This is a genomic window from Marinomonas sp. ATLA20 (assembly GCF_057180105.1).
The window spans coordinates 88,059-108,778 of the sequence record NZ_JBXUKU010000012.1 but is presented as its reverse complement, the minus strand read 5'-3'; the positions used below and the strand labels follow the sequence as shown (position 1 = coordinate 108,778).

The following is a 20,720-nucleotide window of genomic DNA, read 5'->3' as shown; positions in this document are numbered from 1 at the left end:
TGGATACTTTTCTAGTGAGCAAGGAGAATGTGATGTTGGCTTTGTTAAGTTGGTTTGATGATCGGCTCGCTCAAGTAGAGAAAATACTGTTAATAACGTTAACCTTTGCTTTGGTGACTCTACTTATTGCGCAAGTTTTTCTGCGTTATGTTTTAAATAGTCCTTTATTTTGGGCAGAGGAAGTGGCTGTTCAAGTTTTTGTGGCAATCAGCTTTTTTGGGGTTAGTTATCTAATTTATCAAAAACAGCTAGTTGGAATTGATTTCATTACTGTGATACTTCCATCCTCTTTTCGGTTGGCAATAGAGTGTGCCTTTCAAGTTATCTCGCTATTAACCTTAATGGTTATGCTGGTTCTTACCTTTCAATGGGTAACTGAGCCAATGGTTCAAAATGAGCTATCTCCAACGACTCAGCTACCACGTTGGTATAACTATTCGATATTACTGATTGCTTTAGGTTCGATGAGCTTTCATCAATTAAAGCACTGTTTCAAATCCCTTAGCGGGCTGTTTCGTGGAGGAAAATCATAATGGCTACGATACTAGTCTTTTTTCTTACTTTGTTCTTAGGCCTGCCCATTTTTATCACTTTACTCATTGGGTCATTGGTGTTCCTAGAGCAATCTGACTTAAATATGTTAATGGGGTCTTTACCGCTACAGTTTTACGGTTCTCTTGAAAAGAGCGGCTTGCTGGCTATTCCATTATTTATGATGGTAGGGGAGTTGATGAATCGAGGCGGTCTGACTGATCGTTTGATTAGTTTGGCTTCTCTGTTCGTGGGGCGATTTAAAGGTGGGCTTGCCTACGTGAACCTATTAACAAACGCCATTGCTAGCTCTATTTTAGGCTCAGCACTCGCGCAAATTGCCGTCATGAGTCGAGTGATGATTCCTGCGATGGAGAAAAAGGGTTTTGACCGAGGTTTTTCATCTGCCGTGACTATTGCTGGTGGGTTATTAGGGCCAATTATACCGCCATCTATGGTGATGATCATTTACGGCGTTATTGCATATCAGCCGGTAGGAACCTTGTTTATGGCCGGAGTATTACCCGGCCTGCTTCTGACCCTTGCTTTTGGGATTGTCATTTTTTTAACAGGCTGTCTTTCTGGCTTTCCAGAAAATACCGAGAAGGATGTCCCTAAAGTTCGTTTTACGGAAGTGCTAAGTAATCTTACGCCTCTTTCGATACCTATTTTGATTGTCACTGGTATAGGCGCGGGCGTAATGACTCCTACAGAAGCAGGTGCAATTGGTGCCTTACTTTCTCTTTTAATCGGTAAGTTTGTCTATAAAACCATTAAATGGAAGGAGTTACCTGATGCACTTTTTCATGTTTCGCTTAATTCTGCTTTGATTACAGGATTAATTGCCGCTGCTACTATGTTTGGCTGGGCCCTTTCATTTGAAGGTGTCCCAGATCGTATAGTGGAAACTATGTCATCATGGACCAATTCATCATTGGTTTTCTTGTTACTGGTAAACTTGCTTATTATTTTTTTAGGAATGTTTTTAGAAAGTATGAGCATTCTGATTGTTATGGTGCCCATTGTGTTACCAGCAGCACTTGCAATGGGTATTGATCCAATACATTTTGGTGTGGTTATTAGTTTAGCTACTTTAGTTGGATTAGTGACACCGCCTTTAGGTCCTGGATTATTTGTCGTTAAGGCCAGTACGGATATTTCTATGTCTAGGCTTTTCATGGCGATGGCGCCATTCCTTTTTGCCATGTTTCTTTTTATGGCAATAATCAATATATTACCTATTTTATCATTATGGCTACCTGGATATTTAGGTTTACTTTAGTTTTTCCTATCAAATTTCTACTTATTAACTTTAGGAGATAATATGGAAGAATCTTATTTTTTACAGGGTGAGACTAGAGTCCTGCATGCGCATTTGTCACGAGCTAAAGCGCTTATTGAGCAAGATATGGAGTCTTTATCTGGCTTGTCTGCACAGACATTACGCTATGTTCATGCAACAGGCAGAATCGATGATCGAAACAGTTACCTAGATTTTGTTCCAAGTGTGGAATACATAAGTATCGAAACCGATGGTCGAAATATTGATTTAATAGGTGATGTAGCAATTATATCTGGTGTTATGTCCATGTGTATTTATAAGCAAGGTGACGATTCGCCAATTTACCCTACATCATTTTTCATAGAAGTATGGCGTCAATATGAAAATAAGTGGAAACTAAATTTTTTCCAGTCTACAGCATCTTCTAAAAAATAGATCGAATTAAAAATTCAAATGATGGAGAGTTTTCATGTTTATTTTCTGGTTTTCGGTTGGGTATTTATAATACTTATATTTTCAATAAATTGTCACTAAGGAGTAAAATTGGCATCTTCAGACAATTATTAAATTTTTATTAGAGGTAATCTTATATATACCATTATTTTTGATTTTTAAAGCTGCTATTAGCAACTTTTTCTTAATAGAATCTGCTGATGATAAGGTGAATTCACCTACTAAAACTAACATCGTAACACCTAAAATGATCGGGAAAAATGGGATAATAATCCCCTTGTTATTCCATAAATTTCTATCATGTCAAGAGCCTCATTTGAGGCTCTTTTTTTTGCGGTGTAAAAGAGCTACAGCGCTAGGCTCGGCCTATACGCAGAGCTGAAACGGTCATGCATACTTTAACGTGGGGATGTTTTCTGTTTTGAGAGCCATTAATACGGCAAATTAGACTAAATGAATACTAGATTAATCTTAATATGTGATATTTATTGATTGATCCCGTATATTGGGATATGTTTACTTTGAAGTATGACCGTCTTAAGCTTCTAGCGCATCATTTATTTGACTTTAGGTGTTGCTCAGTGCGTAGGTGGTTGGAGAGCTTTGAACCATGACTATAAAAACAACTAAGTTGATTATGATCAGCATGAGGTTTGTATAAAATGAATATAACCAATAATAGCCCAGCAAAATATTCCGATTTCTCACGACAGTTTGTAGATGGCGAGTGGGTATCTGGATCTTCATCTCGTTCCTTGGAAAGTGTCAATCCGTTTAATAATGAGGTACTTTGCACTATTCCGCTCGCTTCATGTGATGATGTTGATAAGGCTTTTCACTGCGCTCAATCTGCACAGATATCTTGGGCAAAAATAGATGCGGCAGAGCGAATAGGTTACATAGAGAAAATTCTTTCTATTCTGAGTGACCGAAAAGAAGAGATTATTGAATGGATCATTCAAGAAAGTGGAAGTACGCGTATTAAGGCAACTTTAGAATGGCAGAGTACTTATGCATTAACCAAAGAATGCATGAGCTACCCTGATCGTGTTGAAGGCAAAATAATGAGTCATCCGGTTAATGGCAAAAAGAGTTTTGTTTTTCGAGAAGCACTTGGTGTTATTGGTGTCATCAGTCCGTGGAATTTCCCTCTTTACTTAAGTATTCGTTCTATTTTCCCTGCTATTGTGCTCGGTAATACCGTTGTTGTTAAACCTGCGAGTGATACGCCCGTTACAGGGGCGTTGCTGATCGCAAAGATTTTGGATGAGGCGGGGTTACCACCAGGTGTTTTTAATGTCGTAGTGGGCGCAGGTAGTGAAATAGGTGATTATTTTTCAGCGCATAAAGTACCAAGTTTAATCTCTTTTACCGGCTCTACCGATGTTGGTCGTAACGTTGGTCGGATCGCAACCGGCGGGAAGTACATTAAGCGTATTGCATTAGAGCTAGGAGGAAACTGCCCTCTTGTCGTGCTTGACGATGCGGATTTAGATGCTGCGGTACGAGCAGCAGTACTTGGGCGCTTTTTGCATCAAGGCCAGATTTGTATGAGTACAAACCGTATCATAGTTGATAAGTCTCTCTACGCTGATTTTTCCGAGATGTTTGTTGAGCGTGTTCGTAATCTTAAAGTTGGCAATCCATTTGAAGCAGACACAATTATTGGCCCTATTATTAATAGGCAGCAGCTAAATGGCTTGCTGAATAAGATCAAGCACGCTGATGCTAGCTTAGACAAGCTGTTCGGTGGTGAGCATCATGGACAACTTTTACCGCCACATGTCTATGGCAATGTTTCCAATAGTCATGCGTTAGCACAAGATGAAATATTTGGGCCTGTAGTGTCTTTAATTGCTGCGGAGAACGAGTCGCATGCTTTGCAGATTGCGAATGATACTGAATATGGGCTGTCGAGTTCTGTCTTTACTTCAGATATGGATCGAGGCATTAACTTCTCTCGTGGTATCGTTGCGGGTATGACGCATATTAATGACATCACAATCGATGACCAGCCTAATGCCCCTTTTGGTGGTGAGAAAAATTCTGGGCTTGGTCGCTTTAACGGCAATTATTTGGTTGACGAGTTCACGCGTACGCATTGGGTTACTTGGCAGAACGCACACTCGAATTACCCTGTTTAACATCTATCGATTCAAGTAACTGCAACGATTGAATAGAGATAAAAAAATCCGATTAGTAAAACTAATCGGATTTTTAGGTTATTTAGCCTAATGCAATTCTTAATCGAATAGTATTAGGCTTAATGGCTGCTATTGCGCCGTCTTAGTTTTTAGGCACTCAACTCAACTGCAAGCTCTACAGGACCTGTACCTTTTGAGGACGTGATCGATAGCATTTGGAATAATTGTGGATCAGTCATCTTTAGTGTCCTTTTTCATTTCTACAATTCAAAGACTTACACATTAAAGCGGGTATTGCGGGGCCTCACCTTTCAATGTTAGCCATTGCCACTGTGTAAACTCTTCCCAGTTAGCAGGACCACCAATACTGGTTCCATTACCAGATGCGCCAACACCACCAAATGGGTTAATAATTTCATCGTTTACTGTTTGATCATTTATATGTAATAACCCTGTTTGTAAATGCTCTCCTAGCGCTAATGCCCTGCCAACATCTTTCGAAATAATGGCTGCAGATAAGCCAAATTCGGTATCATTAGCCAGCTCTATTGCTTCTGCATCTGTATCGAAAGGGACTAAAACTGCCACAGGCCCAAACACTTCTTCAATAAAAGCAGGGTTATCTTGTTTTACACCGCTAAGGACCGTGGCCTCAAAAAATAAACCATTGTAGTTTCCTCCGACCTCCAATGTTGCTCCTGCTTCGACAGCGGCTTTAACTAGGCTCGCGGCATGGTCCCGTTGCTGCTCATTGATTAATGGACCTAATGCAACTTGCTCTGTGGCAGGATTTCCTGCCGGTAAGTTCTTCGCTTTTTCAATCATCATAGCTTTGAACTTGTCATAAATTTTGCGCTGTACCAAGACTCGACCGGTAGACATGCAAATTTGTCCTTGGTGTAAATAAACTCCCCAGGTGGCATTGGCTAATGCAATATCTAAATCCGCATCTTCAAGAATAATGAGGGAATTTTTACCACCTAGTTCCAATGAGACTTTTTTAAGGTGTCTGCCAGCCGCTTCGCCAACTTTACGACCGGCGGGAGTTGAACCGGTAAATTGAATCATTGCTACATTAGGATCAGCCACTAATGCGGCACCTGCAGCGCCATCACCGGGAAGAACAGATAGAACACCTTTAGGTAAACCTGCCAATTCAAAAATACGTGCGATCACAAATCCACCGGAAATAGCAGTGCGAGGGTCAGGCTTTAATACGACACTATTTCCCAAGGCAATGGCTGGAGCGACAGCACGCATAGCCAGGTACAGCGGAAAATTAAAGGGAGAGATAACACCAACGACGCCTAACGGTTTTCTTCTTGCAATACTAAGTCGGCCAGCGCTAGATGGGAGAACTTGCCCGTGGCTTTGAGATGGTAGACTTGCACTTTCAATTAGAGACTTAATGGTAAAACTCAGTTCAGCTTGAGCTTTAGGTCCAATTGAGCCGCTTTCTTTTACTAACCATTCTAGGATTTCATCTGAGTGTTGCTCTGCGATGCTAATGGCTTTTCGCAAGATGCTCGCGCGTTCATCGTAATGTAGGTCAGCCCACTTCTTTTGTGCTTGTCGCGCTTCTTGGCAAGTCTTATGGATTAGAGTTTCATCGGCCATGCCTATATTACCGAGGGATTTTCCTGTGGCGGGTTCAATGACTGAGCTTAATGCTTTTGTCGGGCGGCTCCACTCACCGGTAAAAAGTGCTTCATCCCATAATGGAGCAGGTAAGAATTCTGTAGTGTTTTTCATAGTTTGCCTCATTTTTTATTGATTTTGTTTTAACTTCTTTATACCTATTAGTAGCCCATAGGCTCCCGTACCTAGTACCACGCCCCAAAAGGCTGATCCTATACCGAATAGCTGAATACCAGAGGCAGTTGTCATAAACGTAATAGCAGCTGCATCAATACTAGACTTATCCTCTAAAGCGAGAGTAAGGCTATTAAATATGGCTCCGAGAAGAGCCAACCCAGCGATAATTGCAATCATTTGTGCAGGGAAAGTGGTGAAAAATAGAACAATGCTACCTGCGAAAATACCACCAATTAAATAAAATACACCATTAAAAATACCTGCTATATAGCGTTTATTTGGATCTGGATGGGCATCTGGACTGGTGCAAATAGGCGCAGTAATCGCAGCTATAACAGTGGTTATACCTCCAAAAAAAGCGATAGGAATGGAGACTAGCCCAAGTACACTGATAACTGGGCGAGTAGGCACTTGATAATTAAATGTTTTTAAAATAGTAAAACCCGGTAAGAACTGACCTGTAAGACTAACAATAACGAGGGGAAGCGCTAGGCTTAAAGTTGATGACCAGCTCCACTGTGGTGATATCCAAATAGGTGATGCCAATTGCCATGTAAAATGGCTGAAATCGGCATGTAAAACCGTAATAGATAAAAAGCTACCTAGGGCAACTAATAACATTAAATAATAGGTTTTACTGATGGCTTTAAAAACAACAAAACCAATGAGCATCGAAACCGTCAAAATTGGAATGCTGTTGAACGACTGAAAGGCAGAAATACCAAAGTTGAATAGAATTCCCGCCATCATAGCAGCTGCGACGCTCTTCGGAATCCAATGGATGACTTTGTCAAACCATCCACTTATGCCAATGAAAAAGATAATAATGGCAGCCGTTATATACGCTCCAATAGCTTCATTTAAACTAAGGTTTGGAAACAGCGTCACAAGTAAAGCGGTACCCGGTGCAGACCAAGCAGTAATAATCGGTACTCGAAAATAGATGCTAAGGGCAATACCACTGATCGCAGCGCCAATCGATATGGCGAAAACCCATGATGTCATCATCTCTGGTGAAATATTAGCGCTGTTAGCTGCTTGGAAAAAAATCGCCAATGGACCTGAGTAAGATACAAGCACAGCAACCAATCCAGCAGTGATAGTTGAAAGGTGTAAATCTTTTAGCATCCTATCGTCTCCTTCACAGGACTTCTAAAGCCTATTGTTTCGGTTACCCTTTTACAGCTATGGCCTTAACTTCTAGGAAATACCCAGGAATACCGCACAGAGATGCCGCCCCAATAGCTGTCCAAGCAGGTAGACAATCACCAAAATAAAGATTACGAACTTCCATATAGAGTGGAAGATCCCTCATGTCAGTGTGGTAGCTGGTGACTTCGACAACATCGTTAAAACTCATCTTTGCTGTGTTTAATACTGCTTTCATATTTTCAAAGCATTGAATGAATTGTTGGCGTTTGTCTTCGACGAGTTGTCGCTCTGAATTGCGTCCGATTTGACCCGCAATATAGAGAGTACTACCGACTAAGACGCCAGGAGCGTAGCCGATTTCATCACGAACGAATTCCATGCCTTTAGGTACGATAGCTTTACGACTTGTCATTTTTATTACCTTACAAGTTTTGTGTTAGGGATAACTTTTGCAATAAGTCACAACCAACCAGCAGAAATATGACTGGTTGTGATGAACTAACCTAAATCACCACCGCCAACGGGAAGAAGCGTGCCTGTGAGGTAAGACGATTCGTCACTCGCGAAGAATAAAATAACATTGGCTTGCTCTTCGGTTGAGCTATAACGATGCATTAATGATGAATCGATAGTTTGGTCGACAATTTCTTGATACCAAGCTTTTTCCTGTTCTGACATAACCTCTTGGTTGCGTGGTATTTTTCGCTCACCAACGTCTGTACCGCCTGGAGCCACTGCGTTAACGCGAATACCATATTTAGCATTTTCAAATGCTAAAGAGGCTGTCATGGCGTTAACGCCTCCCTTAGCTGCAGCGTAGGGAACTCGGTTTATACTGCGGGTAGCGATTGAAGACACATTGACTATGTTGCCAAATTTTTGTTTTTGCATAGTGTCTAGTACTGCATGACAACACCATAAAGTAGGGAAGAGTGAACGTCGTATTTCTGCTTCAATTTGCGCTTCTTCATAGTGCTCAAACGGTTTGGCCCAAATAGTGCCACCCACATTGTTGATCAAAATATCAATGCGGCCGAATTTCTCTACAGCTGAGGCCATGGCGTTGTGACTGTCTGTAAATTTCTCTAAATCAGCGATGATGACTAACACATCTTTTGCGCCTGCGGCTTTAGCCTCTTCAGCTACGTCATAAACTAGCTCTGATCGATCAAGTAATACTAACGTGGCATGTTCCTTTGCCATTTGCAGCGCTACTTGGCGACCAATACTTTGTGCCGATCCAGTAATAACTGCCACCTTATTTTCGAAACGTAGTGCTCTCATTTTGTTCTTCCTTAATGGCTGCTAGCGGCGAATTTTTCATAGTAAAAATTAACAGGTGTGATGTTTTTTTCTTTCATGAATTGACTCACTGCTTCTACCATAGGCGGCGGTCCACATAGATAGATATCCAGATCGCCATCATTCAAATGAGACGGCGTAATATGTTGAGTCACATAGCCTTTTTGTGGCCAGTTACTTTCTTCTGAAGCGACACACGCGCTAAAAGTGACCTGTTCTATTGTTGCAGTCAGGGCTTCTAGCTTTTCTATCTCTACTAAATCTGCATCATGGGTAACGCCATAGATGAGATGAACTGGTTGGTTTGTTCCTATGGCTTTAATTCTTTCTAGCATGGCAAGAAAAGGGGCTAATCCGGTGCCTCCAGCTAACATTAAAATTGGGCGTTTGATATCACGTAAATAGAAGCTGCCAAATGGACCACTCAAGGTGATATTGTCACCTACCTTTGCTGTTTCTGTCATAAACGTGCTCATTAGGCCGTTTGGCACCACACGTATTAGAAAGGATGCAGAGTCATTGCTTTCTTGAACTAGAGAGCTAAAAGAATAGGCGCGTTTTTGGTCTGTTCCTGGCACATGGACATTGACATATTGGCCGGGTAAGAAGTTCATCGACTTCACCTGATCGCCCGCAATGCTAAAGCTGAGGGTTGAATCCGATAGGCGGTTAATATCGGAAATCGTGCCTTTGACATCTTCTTGTTGGCTGCGGACACAAACTTCGGAAGAGGCCGGAACCGAAATAGCGCAATCGGATTCTAATCGCATGCAGCAAGTTAATACCATTCCTGCTTCTGCTTCTTCATCTGATAAGGCGTCTTCTATATAGCCTTCCATTTCAAATTGACCTGACTCAGATTTGCATTTGCAGGTACCACACGCACCATCGCGGCAATCCATCGGGATGTTTAAGCCAGAGCGATAAGCTGCGTCAGCAACCGTTTCTCCCGGAAGTGTTTGCACAAAACGGGTGACACCGTCTTCAAAATTCAGTGCGATTTTATACATAGAAATCACCTTGAGCCCCTTTCTGGGGCGGCTTTTTATTATTCTGTTATCTAAAAAGAAAAAATGTAGTTGGCTGAAATTAACTTGAAATACACAACATAATTAAACGTGGTAAACATCAATCACGTGGTGGATGTAATCATTTACCAAGATGATTTTCTTACGCTTGATTTGTATTTGACCTTCGGCATTTTTGACTAAGGTGACAAAAGTGGTACCAAAGTAAGTGTCTACTGTTTTGTATCTGTAGCTGTTTGTGCTCCAGTTGTAGCGAACCGCTGTACTTTCTTCCGAGTTTTGCATGATCTCAATATTGCTGATCATGTGACTGGTTCTGGCTTCAGGTAGGCTTGATGCACTGGAACGTTCGGTTTTGATCCGAAAAACACGATCTTCTAGACCACCTTTGTGGGCGTAGTACATTAGAGAAACTTCTCTGTGCGGGTCGGTAACAAGCTCACCATCGTCATCCCAACTTGGCATCCAATAATCTACATCAGGGTGATAATAGGTCAGCCAGTCATCCCATTTTTTGTCATCAAGACAGCGAGCTTCGGCATACAAGAAATTACGTACTTCATCATATTGAATTGTCATGGTGTGCTCCTTATCGCTGCTCTTTATCTTTTTGAAGGGCGTTTGTCATCGCGTCTACCCAATATTGATGCTGGACTTTGAATAGACCCTCATCTTCAGATTTCCTACCACTTAAAAGAGGGGTTAAATGTATCTTTTGAGCGGCTTCATCTGGGCCTTGCACCCAGTGTTCAGCGCCACGAGAAAGATCATTCCAAGGAAGATCAGTACCAAGAAAGCCTTCTTGGCAAGAACGAAACTCTTCTAAATCGTCTGGTGTTGCCATGCCTGAAGCGTTAAAGAAATCTTCGTATTGGCGAATACGTTGAGCACGAGCTACATCACTTTCACCTTTAGGTGCAATGCAATAGATGGTTACTTCGGTTTTGTTGACGGAGATAGGGCGGAAAGTACGAATTTGAGAGCTGAATTGATCCATTAAAAAGACGTTAGGGTACAAGCACAAATTACGCAGATTAGAAATCATCCAGTCGGCACGCTCTACACCAAAGTCTTTTTCTAGCTCAGTGCGACGTTCTGCTAATGGACGATCCTCTGGGTTAGGCCAGCGCATCCATAATAAAATATGACCATGTTCAAAAGCATAGAAGCCGCCTTGTTGTTTGTTCCAAGTGCTCGCGTCCATGGCTTTGGTTTCATCTTCAACAGCACCTAATTTGCGGCGTGCAGTCGTAGCGACATAGTTCCAATGCACGGAAGATACATGGTAACCATCTGCACCGTTTTCGGCTTGAACTTTCCAGTTGCCATCATAAATATAAGTGGAAGAGCCTCTTAGCACCTCTAAACCTTGTGGTGATTGGTCGACAATCATATCTATTATTTTTGCCGCTTCGCCTAGATGTTCTGTTAGTGGCTTAACATCTGGATTGATACTGCCAAATAAGAAGCCTCGATAGGATTCAAAACGAGCAACTTTCTTAAGATTATGAGAGCCATCACAGTTAAAGGAAGAAGGGTAGCCAGCGTCTGTGGCGTCTTTTACCTTAATAAGCTTGCCTGAGTTATTAAAGCTCCAACCATGGAAAGGGCAGGTCATTACTGACTTGTTACCTTTTTTCGTACGGCAAAGCATTGCGCCTCTGTGGCTACAAGCATTAATAAAACAATTTAGTTCATCATCTTTGTTGCGAGTAATAAAAATAGGTTGGCGGCCCATATAACCGGTGAAAAAATCATTCTTATTAGGGATTTGGCTTTCATGAGCCAGATAGATCCAGTTGCCTTCAAAAATGTGTTTCATTTCAAGGTCAAACAATTCTGGATCGGTAAACATATCTCGACGAGCTCGATAAAGACCTTTGTCCGTATCGACTTCCATCATACTTTTTATTTTTGTAATGAGTTCGTTATGCATTGTAATGCCCTCCTGATTTATAAACAGATTAGGCTTTGAGGCTACTAATCACTATCCAGCTTGTGTTTTTCTTTATCCTTTATCTGCAAAAAGGTTTTAGAGTAAAAATGTGAGGATAACGATGGAGTGGGTGTGCTGTAAGGGAGTCCGGCAAATCACTTGTTTTTTAATTTATTCAAAATTCCTAAAGTTTTTAACTCGAATGAAATGCTTGTGTTTACCGTGTCTTCATGATTATTGTTACTGGCATCTTTATCCCAATTAACATACACAAGGCCATATAATAGCTTTTAATTGCGTTACAAGTGATTGGGAAAAAGCCACTTCCTGTGGCTAGGGACAGATGATAAGCAATTAACAATTTTAAATCGCACACCGATAACTAAATTGTTTTTTTGATGTTCTACCGATTTATTCTTAGGAGGCTCATCCATGTTTAGCCTATCAATATCATGATGATTAAGTGCTGAGTGGATGTAATTCACTACATTTAGTAATTAGCTTACAGTTGCAGCACGTTCCTTATTGGCGTTTTTTTCTTCGTAGAAGGCTTCTTCATTCTCAGGTGTAATCCCATGCCTTTTTTGCCAAGCAGCTAACCAAGCAACAAAGAACGGAAGAATAAAAGCAGTAGTAACTACCGCCGCAGCGATTTGGGCAGTTGCAGCTCCTTGGATAGTTAAATAATTCGGATCTAAAGAAGCAACTATAGCAGGTGTAGCGATAGCATTACCGGCGACACTTGCCTCAGAAGCAGCAGAAACTAAATTCCTACATTGTTTAGGGTGTCTGCGTATCACGTGCCAGATATATAGAGCTGCAATAGCTGCTCCTCCAGAAATTACTGCCGCAGCAATTCCTAATAAAATCCCAATAGATCCTTGCCCTAGTAATACCTCTAAATTGATTCCAGCCCCAATTGTAAAAGCAGCAAAAGGGATAATTAGTTTCTCCCCCGGTTCTAAAAATTTCTTGGCGATAGTGCTACTATTTCCAAGAATAAACCCAAAGATCATCGGAAAAACTGCAGAAAAAAGAGCTAGAAGCGGAAATGCAGCAAGACCAGCTACACCAAGAGCAACCATAGTAAGGAAAGGCCCATCATTAATCGAAAGTATAGAAATTGCCCCTTTGTCAGTTTTATTGCCAAATTGACTTGTAAGTGCCACAAATAGTGAACCATTTGAGTTGGACATTGCTGCAATAATAGCTAAAGGCAATAGCCCAAAAAGCATGCCTTCTGGAGTGAAGAAAGCAACAGATAGACCAAAAACAACTGCAATGCCAAATTTTGAGATTAATAGGACAAAACCTTTTTCTACAGACGGTAGAGCTGATTTAAAGCTAATTTGAGAGCCCACGGCCAAGAAAAAAAGACCAATCAAAACAGCTAGCCCATTTTTAAAAAGGGCTGTAGTGAAACTGCCAATATTTAATATGTCAGGAGCTAAAGTATTAACCATTACTCCAAGAAATAGAGGAACGATCATCAATGCCCCAGGTATTTTTAAAACCTTAAGAAATAGTTTGTCTAAAATTGTATGACTTTCCATATGATTCTCTTTTTTGTTTTTGTTTGATCCTTTGATAGTAAAGTCTTCATGGTTTTTTTATCTAATACTATAAAGGTTTTTTTTTATACCTATAAAGTATCTCTTTATAATTTTGATCATGATTTTTTATGAGATTGATAAGGTTTTAATCATTTAAATAGACACCACAGCCCATAAAGGCATTATTTCTTAACTTTTTAATATAGAGAAGTTTACTAGCAACTTGGTCTGTCTGTGGATTTACAAATCGAAACTGGTATGACCTCGCTTCTGATTTTGCAACCTTTATCATGTCTTGTACCATTAATTGTCCGTCAGCATCTTTGGCATTATAAAGGTTTTTACCTACTAACTCTGGGTTTGCTCCGTACGCTAATACTTCACCACTAAAGGTAATAGCAACGATAAATAGTTCACCATAAATGAAGCCGCCATTAGGATCCGCAAAATCACAGAAGGCTTTTTCTTCCCCGTGTTTTTCTAGGTGCTCATAGGCTTTGTTAAGTAAGTTTTCAGCATCTTCTGGATGAAAAAGGCGGAATTCGCCAATAGTCGCTTTGGCAAGTTTAGAGAAATTAGAAAGCTTGGTAACCGCACTGAGGTTTGAATGTTCATCTTTACGACTTTCGTCCATTGCTGAAACAATGTGCTGCAAAGTTTCAGAAAGCCCGACGGCGGTATTTTTTTGTTCGGTCGTTGTATGATTAATGTTTTGTACCTCTTTTGCTACTCGCTCTATTTGTTCAACAATGTTTTTTAAAGCTTGCTCTGAAAAAGTCGCTTCCTGTTTTGCTTGCTGAGTAGCTTGTTCACTTGCGGACATGTTCGCTAATGCATTTTGTAGTTCAGATTACATTACGCCCACTGTTTGGCTTATTTGTTCTGTCGCGTTAGCTGTTTCTGTGGCGAGCTTACGAACTTCGTCAGAGACAACAGCAAAGCCCCGTCCATGTTCGCCAGCTCTTGCTGCCTCTATAGCCGCGTTAAGTGCTAATAAATTGGTCTGTGAAGCAATGCCTTTGATTAATTCTACGATCTGATTAATCTCATCATTGCGTTTACCAAGCTTATTCATAGTGGCTGCACAGAGGTTAACAAGGTCGGAGATTTTATTAATAGACATCAGGTTTTTCTGAATAGTTTCTTGTCCTTCACCTGCCACTTTCATGGCCTGCGTTGCATTTTGGGTAGCAATATTACATATTTGTGCGACATCTAAAGCTGTTGCCGACAGTTCCTCACTTGCGGCCGCCGAGGTAGTTAATTGGTCGCCCACAGTATCAATATTATGAACTAGATTTTCTGAGTTCTTTTGCAGTAACTGTGCGGATATAGACACATTGACCGTTCCTTCAGAGAGATACACTAAGGTATTTTTTAGACGATCAGAGAATGCACTGATCGACGCCGAAATGCTGTTGTCGGTGAGCTTTTTTTTATCAATTTTTACTGTGAAATCTCCATTGGATAAGGCTGTAGTCATTGATCTTAAGTCGTCCGGTGGATTTCGAGATCGTGATTGAATGTTTGATTTTAATGGGTAAATAGATAAAAAAATTAAAATGATGGCTAATCCAAATGTCATTTGCATCAGCAAAGATGACGCTTCATTTGTGGCCAAATTGATACCCAAAAAGAAGCAAAGCACAACACAAAGTACAGGAGTAAGGACGTTAATTTTAGACATAGATGTTCTCGATAAGGTTGTTTTTATTTTTTTTCACCTTAGCTCAGTCGTTAATCAAATCGCAACACTTTGTAATATAAATTTTTGAATTTAATAAATGTGAACTTTTGTCTAGTTGCATTTTTTGGACATAGTTCTGCATCTATTGGCTATTGTTATTGCTTGGCCTTCTCTTTAATCGATAACGTTTATTAATAAATGCTATGTAGAGGCCTAGAATGAAAAATAAAAATAAGATTCTGAATACTGCTTTATTGGGAATGTCACTGGTAAGTTTCAGCACCGCTCTGGTTGCTGCCGAGCAGGATCCTATTAAAGTGGGCGTCATGTTACCCTTTAGTGGTGTCTATGGTGGTTTAGGTGAAGCTACTAGAAATGGACTGAAAATGGCTTTACAGGAGCACGCAGCGGATCTGCAGGGGCGTAAAATTGAATTCATTGAAATGGATACGGAGGCAAAACCTTCCCGAGCTCCTGAAATAGCGAATTCCTTGTTAAATAAATCTCATGCCGATTTTATTATTGGTCCGGTGCATTCAGGCGTTGCGATGGGGATGATCAAAGTATTGAAAGATAAAGATACGATTATGATTATTCCGAATGCTGGGGTAAATGCAGCAACAGGGCCATTATGTGCGCCTAATATTTTCCGCACTTCTTTTTCTGCTTGGCAGCCTTCTTATCCGATGGGTAAAGTCGCCTTAGAACAAGGCTTCAAAAAAGTTGTGACTTTAAGTTGGAACTACGGTTTTGGCCAAGAAAGTCTTGATGCATTTGAAGAGTCCTTTACGTCAGGTGGGGGCGAGATAGTTAAAAAAATGTTGGTCCCTTTCCCTAAAACTGAATTCCAATCCTATTTATCTGAAATCGGGTCTATTCAACCAGATGCTGTCTTTGTGTTTTTCGCAGGTGGCGGAGCGGTGAAATTTGTTAAAGATTATGATGCGATGGGGTTGAAAGGAAAAATTCCCTTGCTTGGTGCTGGTTTCTTAACGGAGGGAACGCTTGAAGCTCAAGGTGATTCAGCTGAAGGCATACTTACTACGCTGCATTATGCAGACCCGCTTAAAAATGAAGAAAATCAAACATTCCGACGTGGTTATGCCGACAAATTCGGTAAGCCGTCTGACTTATACGCTGTGCAGGGATACGATACAGGTTTGATGATTGCCAGTGCAGTAAAAGCACTTAATGGTGATATCAGTGATCAGAAAGCGCTGATCTACGCCCTAGAAAACACTAAGGTGAAAAGCCCTCGCGGTGATTTCACTTTCTCTAAAGCCCACAATCCAATTCAAAATATTTATCTTCGTCGTGTTGAAAATGGTGAAAACCAAGTAGTGAAACTAGCAGCCTCTGCTCTTGAAGATCCGGCCCGCGGTTGTTCAATGTAAGTTTCTTTGCTTGTTTGCGCTTCTTTAGATTGCATTTTGATAGTTATCTAAAGAAGCGAATTTTTTCTTCTTAACGTCGTAGGTTTTCTAATGGATAGCACACTTTTTATCGTGCAGCTGATCAATGGTCTTCAGTATGGGCTGTTACTCTTTTTGATCGCTTCTGGCCTCACATTAGTGTTTGGCGTCATGGGTATTTTGAATTTGGCTCATGGCTCTATGTTTATGGTGGGAGCTTATCTTGCTTGGTATTTTGTTCAGCAAACAGGCAGCTTTGCTTTTAGTGCGGTGATTTCAGCCGTCATTGCTTTATTAATCGGCTTTCTAGTCGAACGGACACTGATTCGTCAGTTATATCGCCGTAATCATCTTGATCAGGTTTTACTCACTATAGGCATGATTTTTGTCTTTAACGCACTGCAGGGTCTGTTGTGGGGTAATGATCCGTTAGGCGTAGATGTGCCGCAAGCATTGTCTGCCTCTATTCCTCTTGCTGGAATTATTGAGTATCCGGTTTATCGCATTTTCGTCGCTGTGTTCTGTGTCGTGGTTGCGGGTGTCATGTATTACGTAATCAGTAAAACACGCTTAGGGATGTTGATTCGCGCAGGTGAATCTAATCGCGAAATGGTCGAATGTTTAGGAATAGATATTAGCCGACTTTATACCATTGTCTTTGCGATTGGGGTGATGTTGTCTGCTGTTGCGGGTGTGGTGGCGGCACCGATTAGCTCTATTGTTCCTGGTATGGGCGAGCATATCTTGATCACCTGTTTTGTGGTGGTAGTTATTGGCGGAATGGGATCGATTAAAGGCGCATTCATTGGTGCACTGATGGTAGGACTGGTGGATACGTTTGCATCAGTTTTAGTCCCCGAACTTTCTAGCATGATGATTTATATTTTCATGGCCTTCATTCTTTTATTAAAGCCTCAAGGTTTGTTTTCTTCTTAATTTGGAGGTGTGGTTATGTTGTTAAATAAACGGGCCGAGCGGCTGTTTGTATGGATATTTTTCCCTTTAGCTTTGTTAATGCCGATGTTTCTTGAGCAAAATGAGTATTACGTTAATAAGCTAACGACCATCATGATTTTATCAATATTTGTCATGTCACTAGATTATCTTGTGGGCAAGTGTGGATTGATTACATTGGGTCACGCTATGTTTTATGGCTTAGGTGGCTATATTTTTGTGATGATTGCGCCTGAGTACGAAGCGGTTAATTTTTGGATATATACTTTTTATATTTGTGCGATTTCTGCCACGGTCGCCTTTGTTATTGGTTTTTTAGTGTTACGTACCAATGGCATTTATATGATTATGATTACCCTCGCGTTTGCACAAATGACTTTTTATTACTTTTCTGACTCCATTGATTTTGGTGGTACTGATGGTGTCTTTGTTTATGTTAAGCCTGAGACCAGCATATTTGGATTAAGCTTATTTGATCTGGATAATCCAACACACTTTTATTACCTCTGTTTGTTTTCTTTGTTTAATACTTTGCTCTTTTTTAAAGTTCTAATTCGTTCTCGATTTGGTCGTCTTGTGGATGCAATTCATGCGAATCCTGGGCGCACTGTGGCGCTAGGTTACAACATTTTTATCTACCGTTTAGTGAGTTATGTAGTTGCGTCAGCGTTGGGTGCCTACGCTGGGTATTTATTTACTTTACAGTACGGCTTTGTAAACCCTTCGATGTTGTCTTGGACAACCTCTGGTACCGCACTTGTTATGTCGATTTTAGGTGGAATGGGCAGTATCTATGGGGCGATTTTAGGAACGTTGGTATATGAAGGTTTGCATTATTCATTAGAGCATTTAACCGAACATTGGCTGCTCTTTATGGGAGGGCTGATTATTTTGATGGTGATGGTATTTAAGAAGGGGATTGCTGGCTTCTTAGAGGATCTTTTGGAGAAACGTGATGGAAAATAATGTCATTCTAGAAACAGAAGGCTTATGCAAATACTGGGGTGGATTGAAGGCTTTGGATGATCTGTCTTTAGCGTTTTATGATAACCAGTTACACGGTATTGTGGGCCCAAATGGCGCAGGAAAAAGCACGTTATTGAATATGCTATGTGGTCATTATAAACCGACAAGTGGCAAGATCCTTCATCAAGGCGAATCGATTAGTTCGATAAAGCCTTATGAATTTGCTCGTCGTGGCATTGGACGAAGCTTTCAAAAAACCAATATTTATAGCAATTCGACGTGTCTGGAAAATTGTTGCGTGGCTGTACAGCGCTTGATGGGCGGCAGCTTTAATTTCTTTCGTTCACGATATTCCCAGAAAATGCTCGACGAGATTGCCACGCAAGCTTTGGAAAAAGTAGGGCTTGGACAGCGACGCGATCATATCGCATCACAGATAAGCTATGGTGAGCAAAGGCAGCTTGAGATCGCCATGGTATTGGCAACTTCGCCAGAGGTTTTATTGCTTGATGAACCGATGGCCGGTATGGGGCATGAAGAGTCACAGTTGATTATCGATTTACTTAGTCGTCTAAAAAAAGAGTATTGCATTGTTTTAGTTGAGCACGATATGGATGCCATTTTTGAGTTATCGGATCAATTGACTGTGATGGTTGACGGGCAGCATTTGGTGACAGGAAGTGTGGATGAAGTAAGAGATGATCCGCGTGTAAAAGAAGCTTATCTTGGGCAAGGCGATGAGGTGTATTGATGAGTAATCTATTGGAAATAAAAAGTCTTCATAGCTTGTATGGTGAAAGTCATGTGTTACACGGCGTTAGCTTTTCGTTAAATTCAGGCCAAGCCCTTAGTTTGATGGGGCGAAATGGCATGGGAAAAACCACTACCTTGAAGTCTATTTTGGGGCTAGTGACACCTAGAAGCGGCACGGTTTCGTTTAAGGGTGAGAACATTACCAATTTAGCCACTTGGCAGCGGATGAAACGAGATATTGCTTATGTTCCAGAAGGTCGAGGAATGTTTCATAACTTAACGGTTAAAGAGCACTTGCAGGTGGCAGCTCGTGCGAATAACCAAGGCGAAAAAACTTGGGACTATGATCGCGTACTTGATACGTTTCCACGCCTAAAAGAACGACTTTCAAATTTAGGCACACAATTATCTGGTGGTGAGCAGCAAATGTTAGCGATAGGCCGAGCTCTAGTGACCAACCCAGAATTGTTGATTTTAGATGAAGCAACAGAAGGGCTTGCGCCACTCATTCGCAAAGAAATTTGGGAAGTGATCCGCACGATAAAAGAAAGCGGTATATCGACCATTATTGTCGACAAGAACATTCAAGTTTTACAAAAGCTTTGTGATCGTCATGTGGTACTTGTGAAGGGGAAAGTCGTAATGAACCTTGACGCAGAGCAGCTACAATCTAACTTAGCCCAAGTTGAAGGCTATTTAGGCGTGTAATGGCTTTATCCGTCTTCTGTCAGTCAGACAATATGATTATACTGATGTGTTTAAGTTACGCATGACAAGGAACGCGCTGTAGATTGTTCTATTAACGGCAATCTAATTTATGGGATTCTGGCTCTTAGAGCCAGGCGTTTACACGCTTCTTTGTCATGACAGTACTGCTTTTATGTTTTTATAGGTGTATATCGGATGTCTGAGACAACGGAAATGAAACAAGATAGTACGCGTCAAGGAATTGGCTCTTTGGAAATTGGTTTAAGAATTCTAAATATTATTGCTCAATCTCCTAAGCCTCCGACTTTAAAAAGCTTATCCGATCAGCTGTCTCACTCACCAAGCCGCTTACATAAGTATCTTGTTAGTCTATTAAGAATGGAATACATCACTCAAATAAATGGCAGTCAATATGCTTTGGGAAAGGCCAGTTTGACTTTAGGCATTGCATCAATTAAAAAAATAGATCCAATTAAGCAAGCGTTGGAAGCGGTGGAGCGTTTATCTGAGGAAACGGATAAAACAGTGTCTGTGACTATTTGGAATGGTCACGCACCCTTGGTTATTAAGTGGTTAGATGCGAGTCAGCAAATTGCAGTGAATGTGAGATTAGGCACAGAACTCTCGCCATTTTTTTCTGTTTCTGGGCGTATTTTTTTAGCCAATCTGCCTTTGGCTAGACGATTAAAATTGGTAGAGGACTTTTATTCAGATTTACCTGCAAAACCTCGCTTTCAGGGAAAGCCGCTGAATCAAGAAGCCTTTAATGAACATTTAGATGCAATCAAAGAAAGTAATCTTTGTACATTTTCTGGTGATTTTTTACCGGATATCAATGTAATTGGTAGTGGTATTTATGACATCAATGGCAATGTCTCTTCTGTTATAAGCCTAATGGGAATGGCTAATGACTGTTGCACTAAAGTAAATAGCTTATACACAAGATTGGTCAAAGAGTACGCGAATAAAGTGACTGAAGAAATATGTGGTGCGGCTTCTTTTTAACCCTTTTTTTTTGACCATGGAATAGGAAATCCCTTCCTT

20 protein-coding genes are annotated in these 20,720 nt (G+C 40.9%); 10 read left to right on the top strand and 10 right to left on the bottom strand.

Features of this window, described 5'->3' with window-relative positions:
• The first annotated feature begins 32 nt into the window (after positions 1-32).
• From AC2A4J_RS17355 to AC2A4J_RS17340, 4 genes are all read left to right on the top strand, one after another.
• The gene (locus tag AC2A4J_RS17355) at positions 33-533 is read left to right on the top strand and encodes a TRAP transporter small permease (protein WP_484176921.1); all 501 of its coding nucleotides are present in this window, start codon (positions 33-35) and stop codon (positions 531-533) included.
• Positions 533-1,813, top strand: coding sequence for a TRAP transporter large permease (locus AC2A4J_RS17350; RefSeq protein WP_484176920.1), 1,281 nt, complete (start codon positions 533-535; stop codon positions 1,811-1,813). Before AC2A4J_RS17355 ends, AC2A4J_RS17350 begins: the two co-directional genes overlap by 1 nt.
• Before the next feature lie 42 nt (positions 1,814-1,855).
• Positions 1,856-2,248: a nuclear transport factor 2 family protein gene (locus tag AC2A4J_RS17345; protein ID WP_484176919.1), complete on the top strand. Its 393-nt coding sequence runs from the start codon at positions 1,856-1,858 to the stop codon at positions 2,246-2,248.
• Between the two features lie 680 nt (positions 2,249-2,928).
• Entirely contained in the window at positions 2,929-4,410 is a 1,482-nt protein-coding gene (locus AC2A4J_RS17340) for an aldehyde dehydrogenase family protein (RefSeq protein ID WP_484176918.1), read from the top strand.
• 282 nt (positions 4,411-4,692) lie between these two features.
• On the opposite strand, the gene AC2A4J_RS17335 is transcribed toward AC2A4J_RS17340, so the two are convergent.
• The 10 genes from AC2A4J_RS17335 to AC2A4J_RS17290 all read right to left on the bottom strand — a co-directional run bounded on the left by AC2A4J_RS17335 (position 4,693) and on the right by AC2A4J_RS17290 (position 14,883).
• A complete protein-coding gene (locus AC2A4J_RS17335; protein WP_484176917.1) occupies positions 4,693-6,162 on the bottom strand; it encodes a benzaldehyde dehydrogenase in 1,470 nt (489 codons plus the stop codon).
• Positions 6,163-6,177: 15 nt separating this feature from the next.
• Entirely contained in the window at positions 6,178-7,353 is a 1,176-nt protein-coding gene (locus tag AC2A4J_RS17330) for a benzoate/H(+) symporter BenE family transporter (protein ID WP_484176916.1), read from the bottom strand.
• 43 nt (positions 7,354-7,396) lie between these two features.
• Complete coding sequence (locus AC2A4J_RS17325) at positions 7,397-7,789, bottom strand: RidA family protein (protein WP_484176915.1); 393 nt, start codon at positions 7,787-7,789, stop codon at positions 7,397-7,399.
• Positions 7,790-7,875: 86 nt separating this feature from the next.
• Entirely contained in the window at positions 7,876-8,661 is a 786-nt protein-coding gene (locus AC2A4J_RS17320; protein WP_484176914.1) for a 1,6-dihydroxycyclohexa-2,4-diene-1-carboxylate dehydrogenase, read from the bottom strand.
• 11 nt (positions 8,662-8,672) lie between these two features.
• A complete protein-coding gene (gene benC, locus AC2A4J_RS17315) occupies positions 8,673-9,689 on the bottom strand; it encodes a benzoate 1,2-dioxygenase electron transfer component BenC (RefSeq protein ID WP_072838231.1) in 1,017 nt (338 codons plus the stop codon).
• A 102-nt stretch (positions 9,690-9,791) separates the two neighbouring features.
• Positions 9,792-10,286 carry a benzoate 1,2-dioxygenase small subunit gene (benB, locus tag AC2A4J_RS17310; protein ID WP_100187548.1) on the bottom strand — a complete coding sequence of 165 codons (495 nt, stop codon included), beginning with the start codon at positions 10,284-10,286 and terminating at the stop codon, positions 9,792-9,794.
• 10 nt (positions 10,287-10,296) lie between these two features.
• Entirely contained in the window at positions 10,297-11,643 is a 1,347-nt protein-coding gene (gene benA, locus AC2A4J_RS17305) for a benzoate 1,2-dioxygenase large subunit (protein ID WP_484176913.1), read from the bottom strand.
• 497 nt (positions 11,644-12,140) lie between these two features.
• A complete protein-coding gene (locus AC2A4J_RS17300) occupies positions 12,141-13,196 on the bottom strand; it encodes a 2-keto-3-deoxygluconate permease (protein WP_484176912.1) in 1,056 nt (351 codons plus the stop codon).
• A 145-nt stretch (positions 13,197-13,341) separates the two neighbouring features.
• Positions 13,342-14,019: a cache domain-containing protein gene (locus tag AC2A4J_RS17295; RefSeq protein WP_484176911.1), complete on the bottom strand. Its 678-nt coding sequence runs from the start codon at positions 14,017-14,019 to the stop codon at positions 13,342-13,344.
• Between the two features lie 27 nt (positions 14,020-14,046).
• A complete protein-coding gene (locus AC2A4J_RS17290) occupies positions 14,047-14,883 on the bottom strand; it encodes a methyl-accepting chemotaxis protein (RefSeq protein ID WP_484176910.1) in 837 nt (278 codons plus the stop codon).
• Positions 14,884-15,101: 218 nt separating this feature from the next.
• On the opposite strand from AC2A4J_RS17290, the gene AC2A4J_RS17285 reads away from it, so the two are divergent.
• The 6 genes from AC2A4J_RS17285 (at position 15,102) to AC2A4J_RS17260 (ending at position 20,681) form a co-directional block, all read left to right on the top strand.
• Complete coding sequence (locus tag AC2A4J_RS17285; protein WP_484176909.1) at positions 15,102-16,277, top strand: ABC transporter substrate-binding protein; 1,176 nt, start codon at positions 15,102-15,104, stop codon at positions 16,275-16,277.
• Positions 16,278-16,367: 90 nt separating this feature from the next.
• A complete protein-coding gene (locus tag AC2A4J_RS17280) occupies positions 16,368-17,231 on the top strand; it encodes a branched-chain amino acid ABC transporter permease (RefSeq protein WP_072838226.1) in 864 nt (287 codons plus the stop codon).
• A gap of 15 nt (positions 17,232-17,246) precedes the next feature.
• On the top strand, positions 17,247-18,215 hold the full coding sequence (locus AC2A4J_RS17275; protein ID WP_484176908.1) for a branched-chain amino acid ABC transporter permease: 969 nt from the start codon (positions 17,247-17,249) through the stop codon (positions 18,213-18,215).
• Positions 18,205-18,966 (top strand): ABC transporter ATP-binding protein, encoded by a 762-nt coding sequence (locus AC2A4J_RS17270; RefSeq protein WP_484176907.1) that lies wholly within the window; start codon positions 18,205-18,207, stop codon positions 18,964-18,966. Before AC2A4J_RS17275 ends, AC2A4J_RS17270 begins: the two co-directional genes overlap by 11 nt.
• The gene (locus AC2A4J_RS17265) at positions 18,966-19,676 is read left to right on the top strand and encodes an ABC transporter ATP-binding protein (protein WP_484176906.1); all 711 of its coding nucleotides are present in this window, start codon (positions 18,966-18,968) and stop codon (positions 19,674-19,676) included. Before AC2A4J_RS17270 ends, AC2A4J_RS17265 begins: the two co-directional genes overlap by 1 nt.
• Positions 19,677-19,871: 195 nt before the next feature.
• Complete coding sequence (locus AC2A4J_RS17260; RefSeq protein WP_484176905.1) at positions 19,872-20,681, top strand: IclR family transcriptional regulator; 810 nt, start codon at positions 19,872-19,874, stop codon at positions 20,679-20,681.
• Positions 20,682-20,720 lie beyond the last annotated feature (39 nt).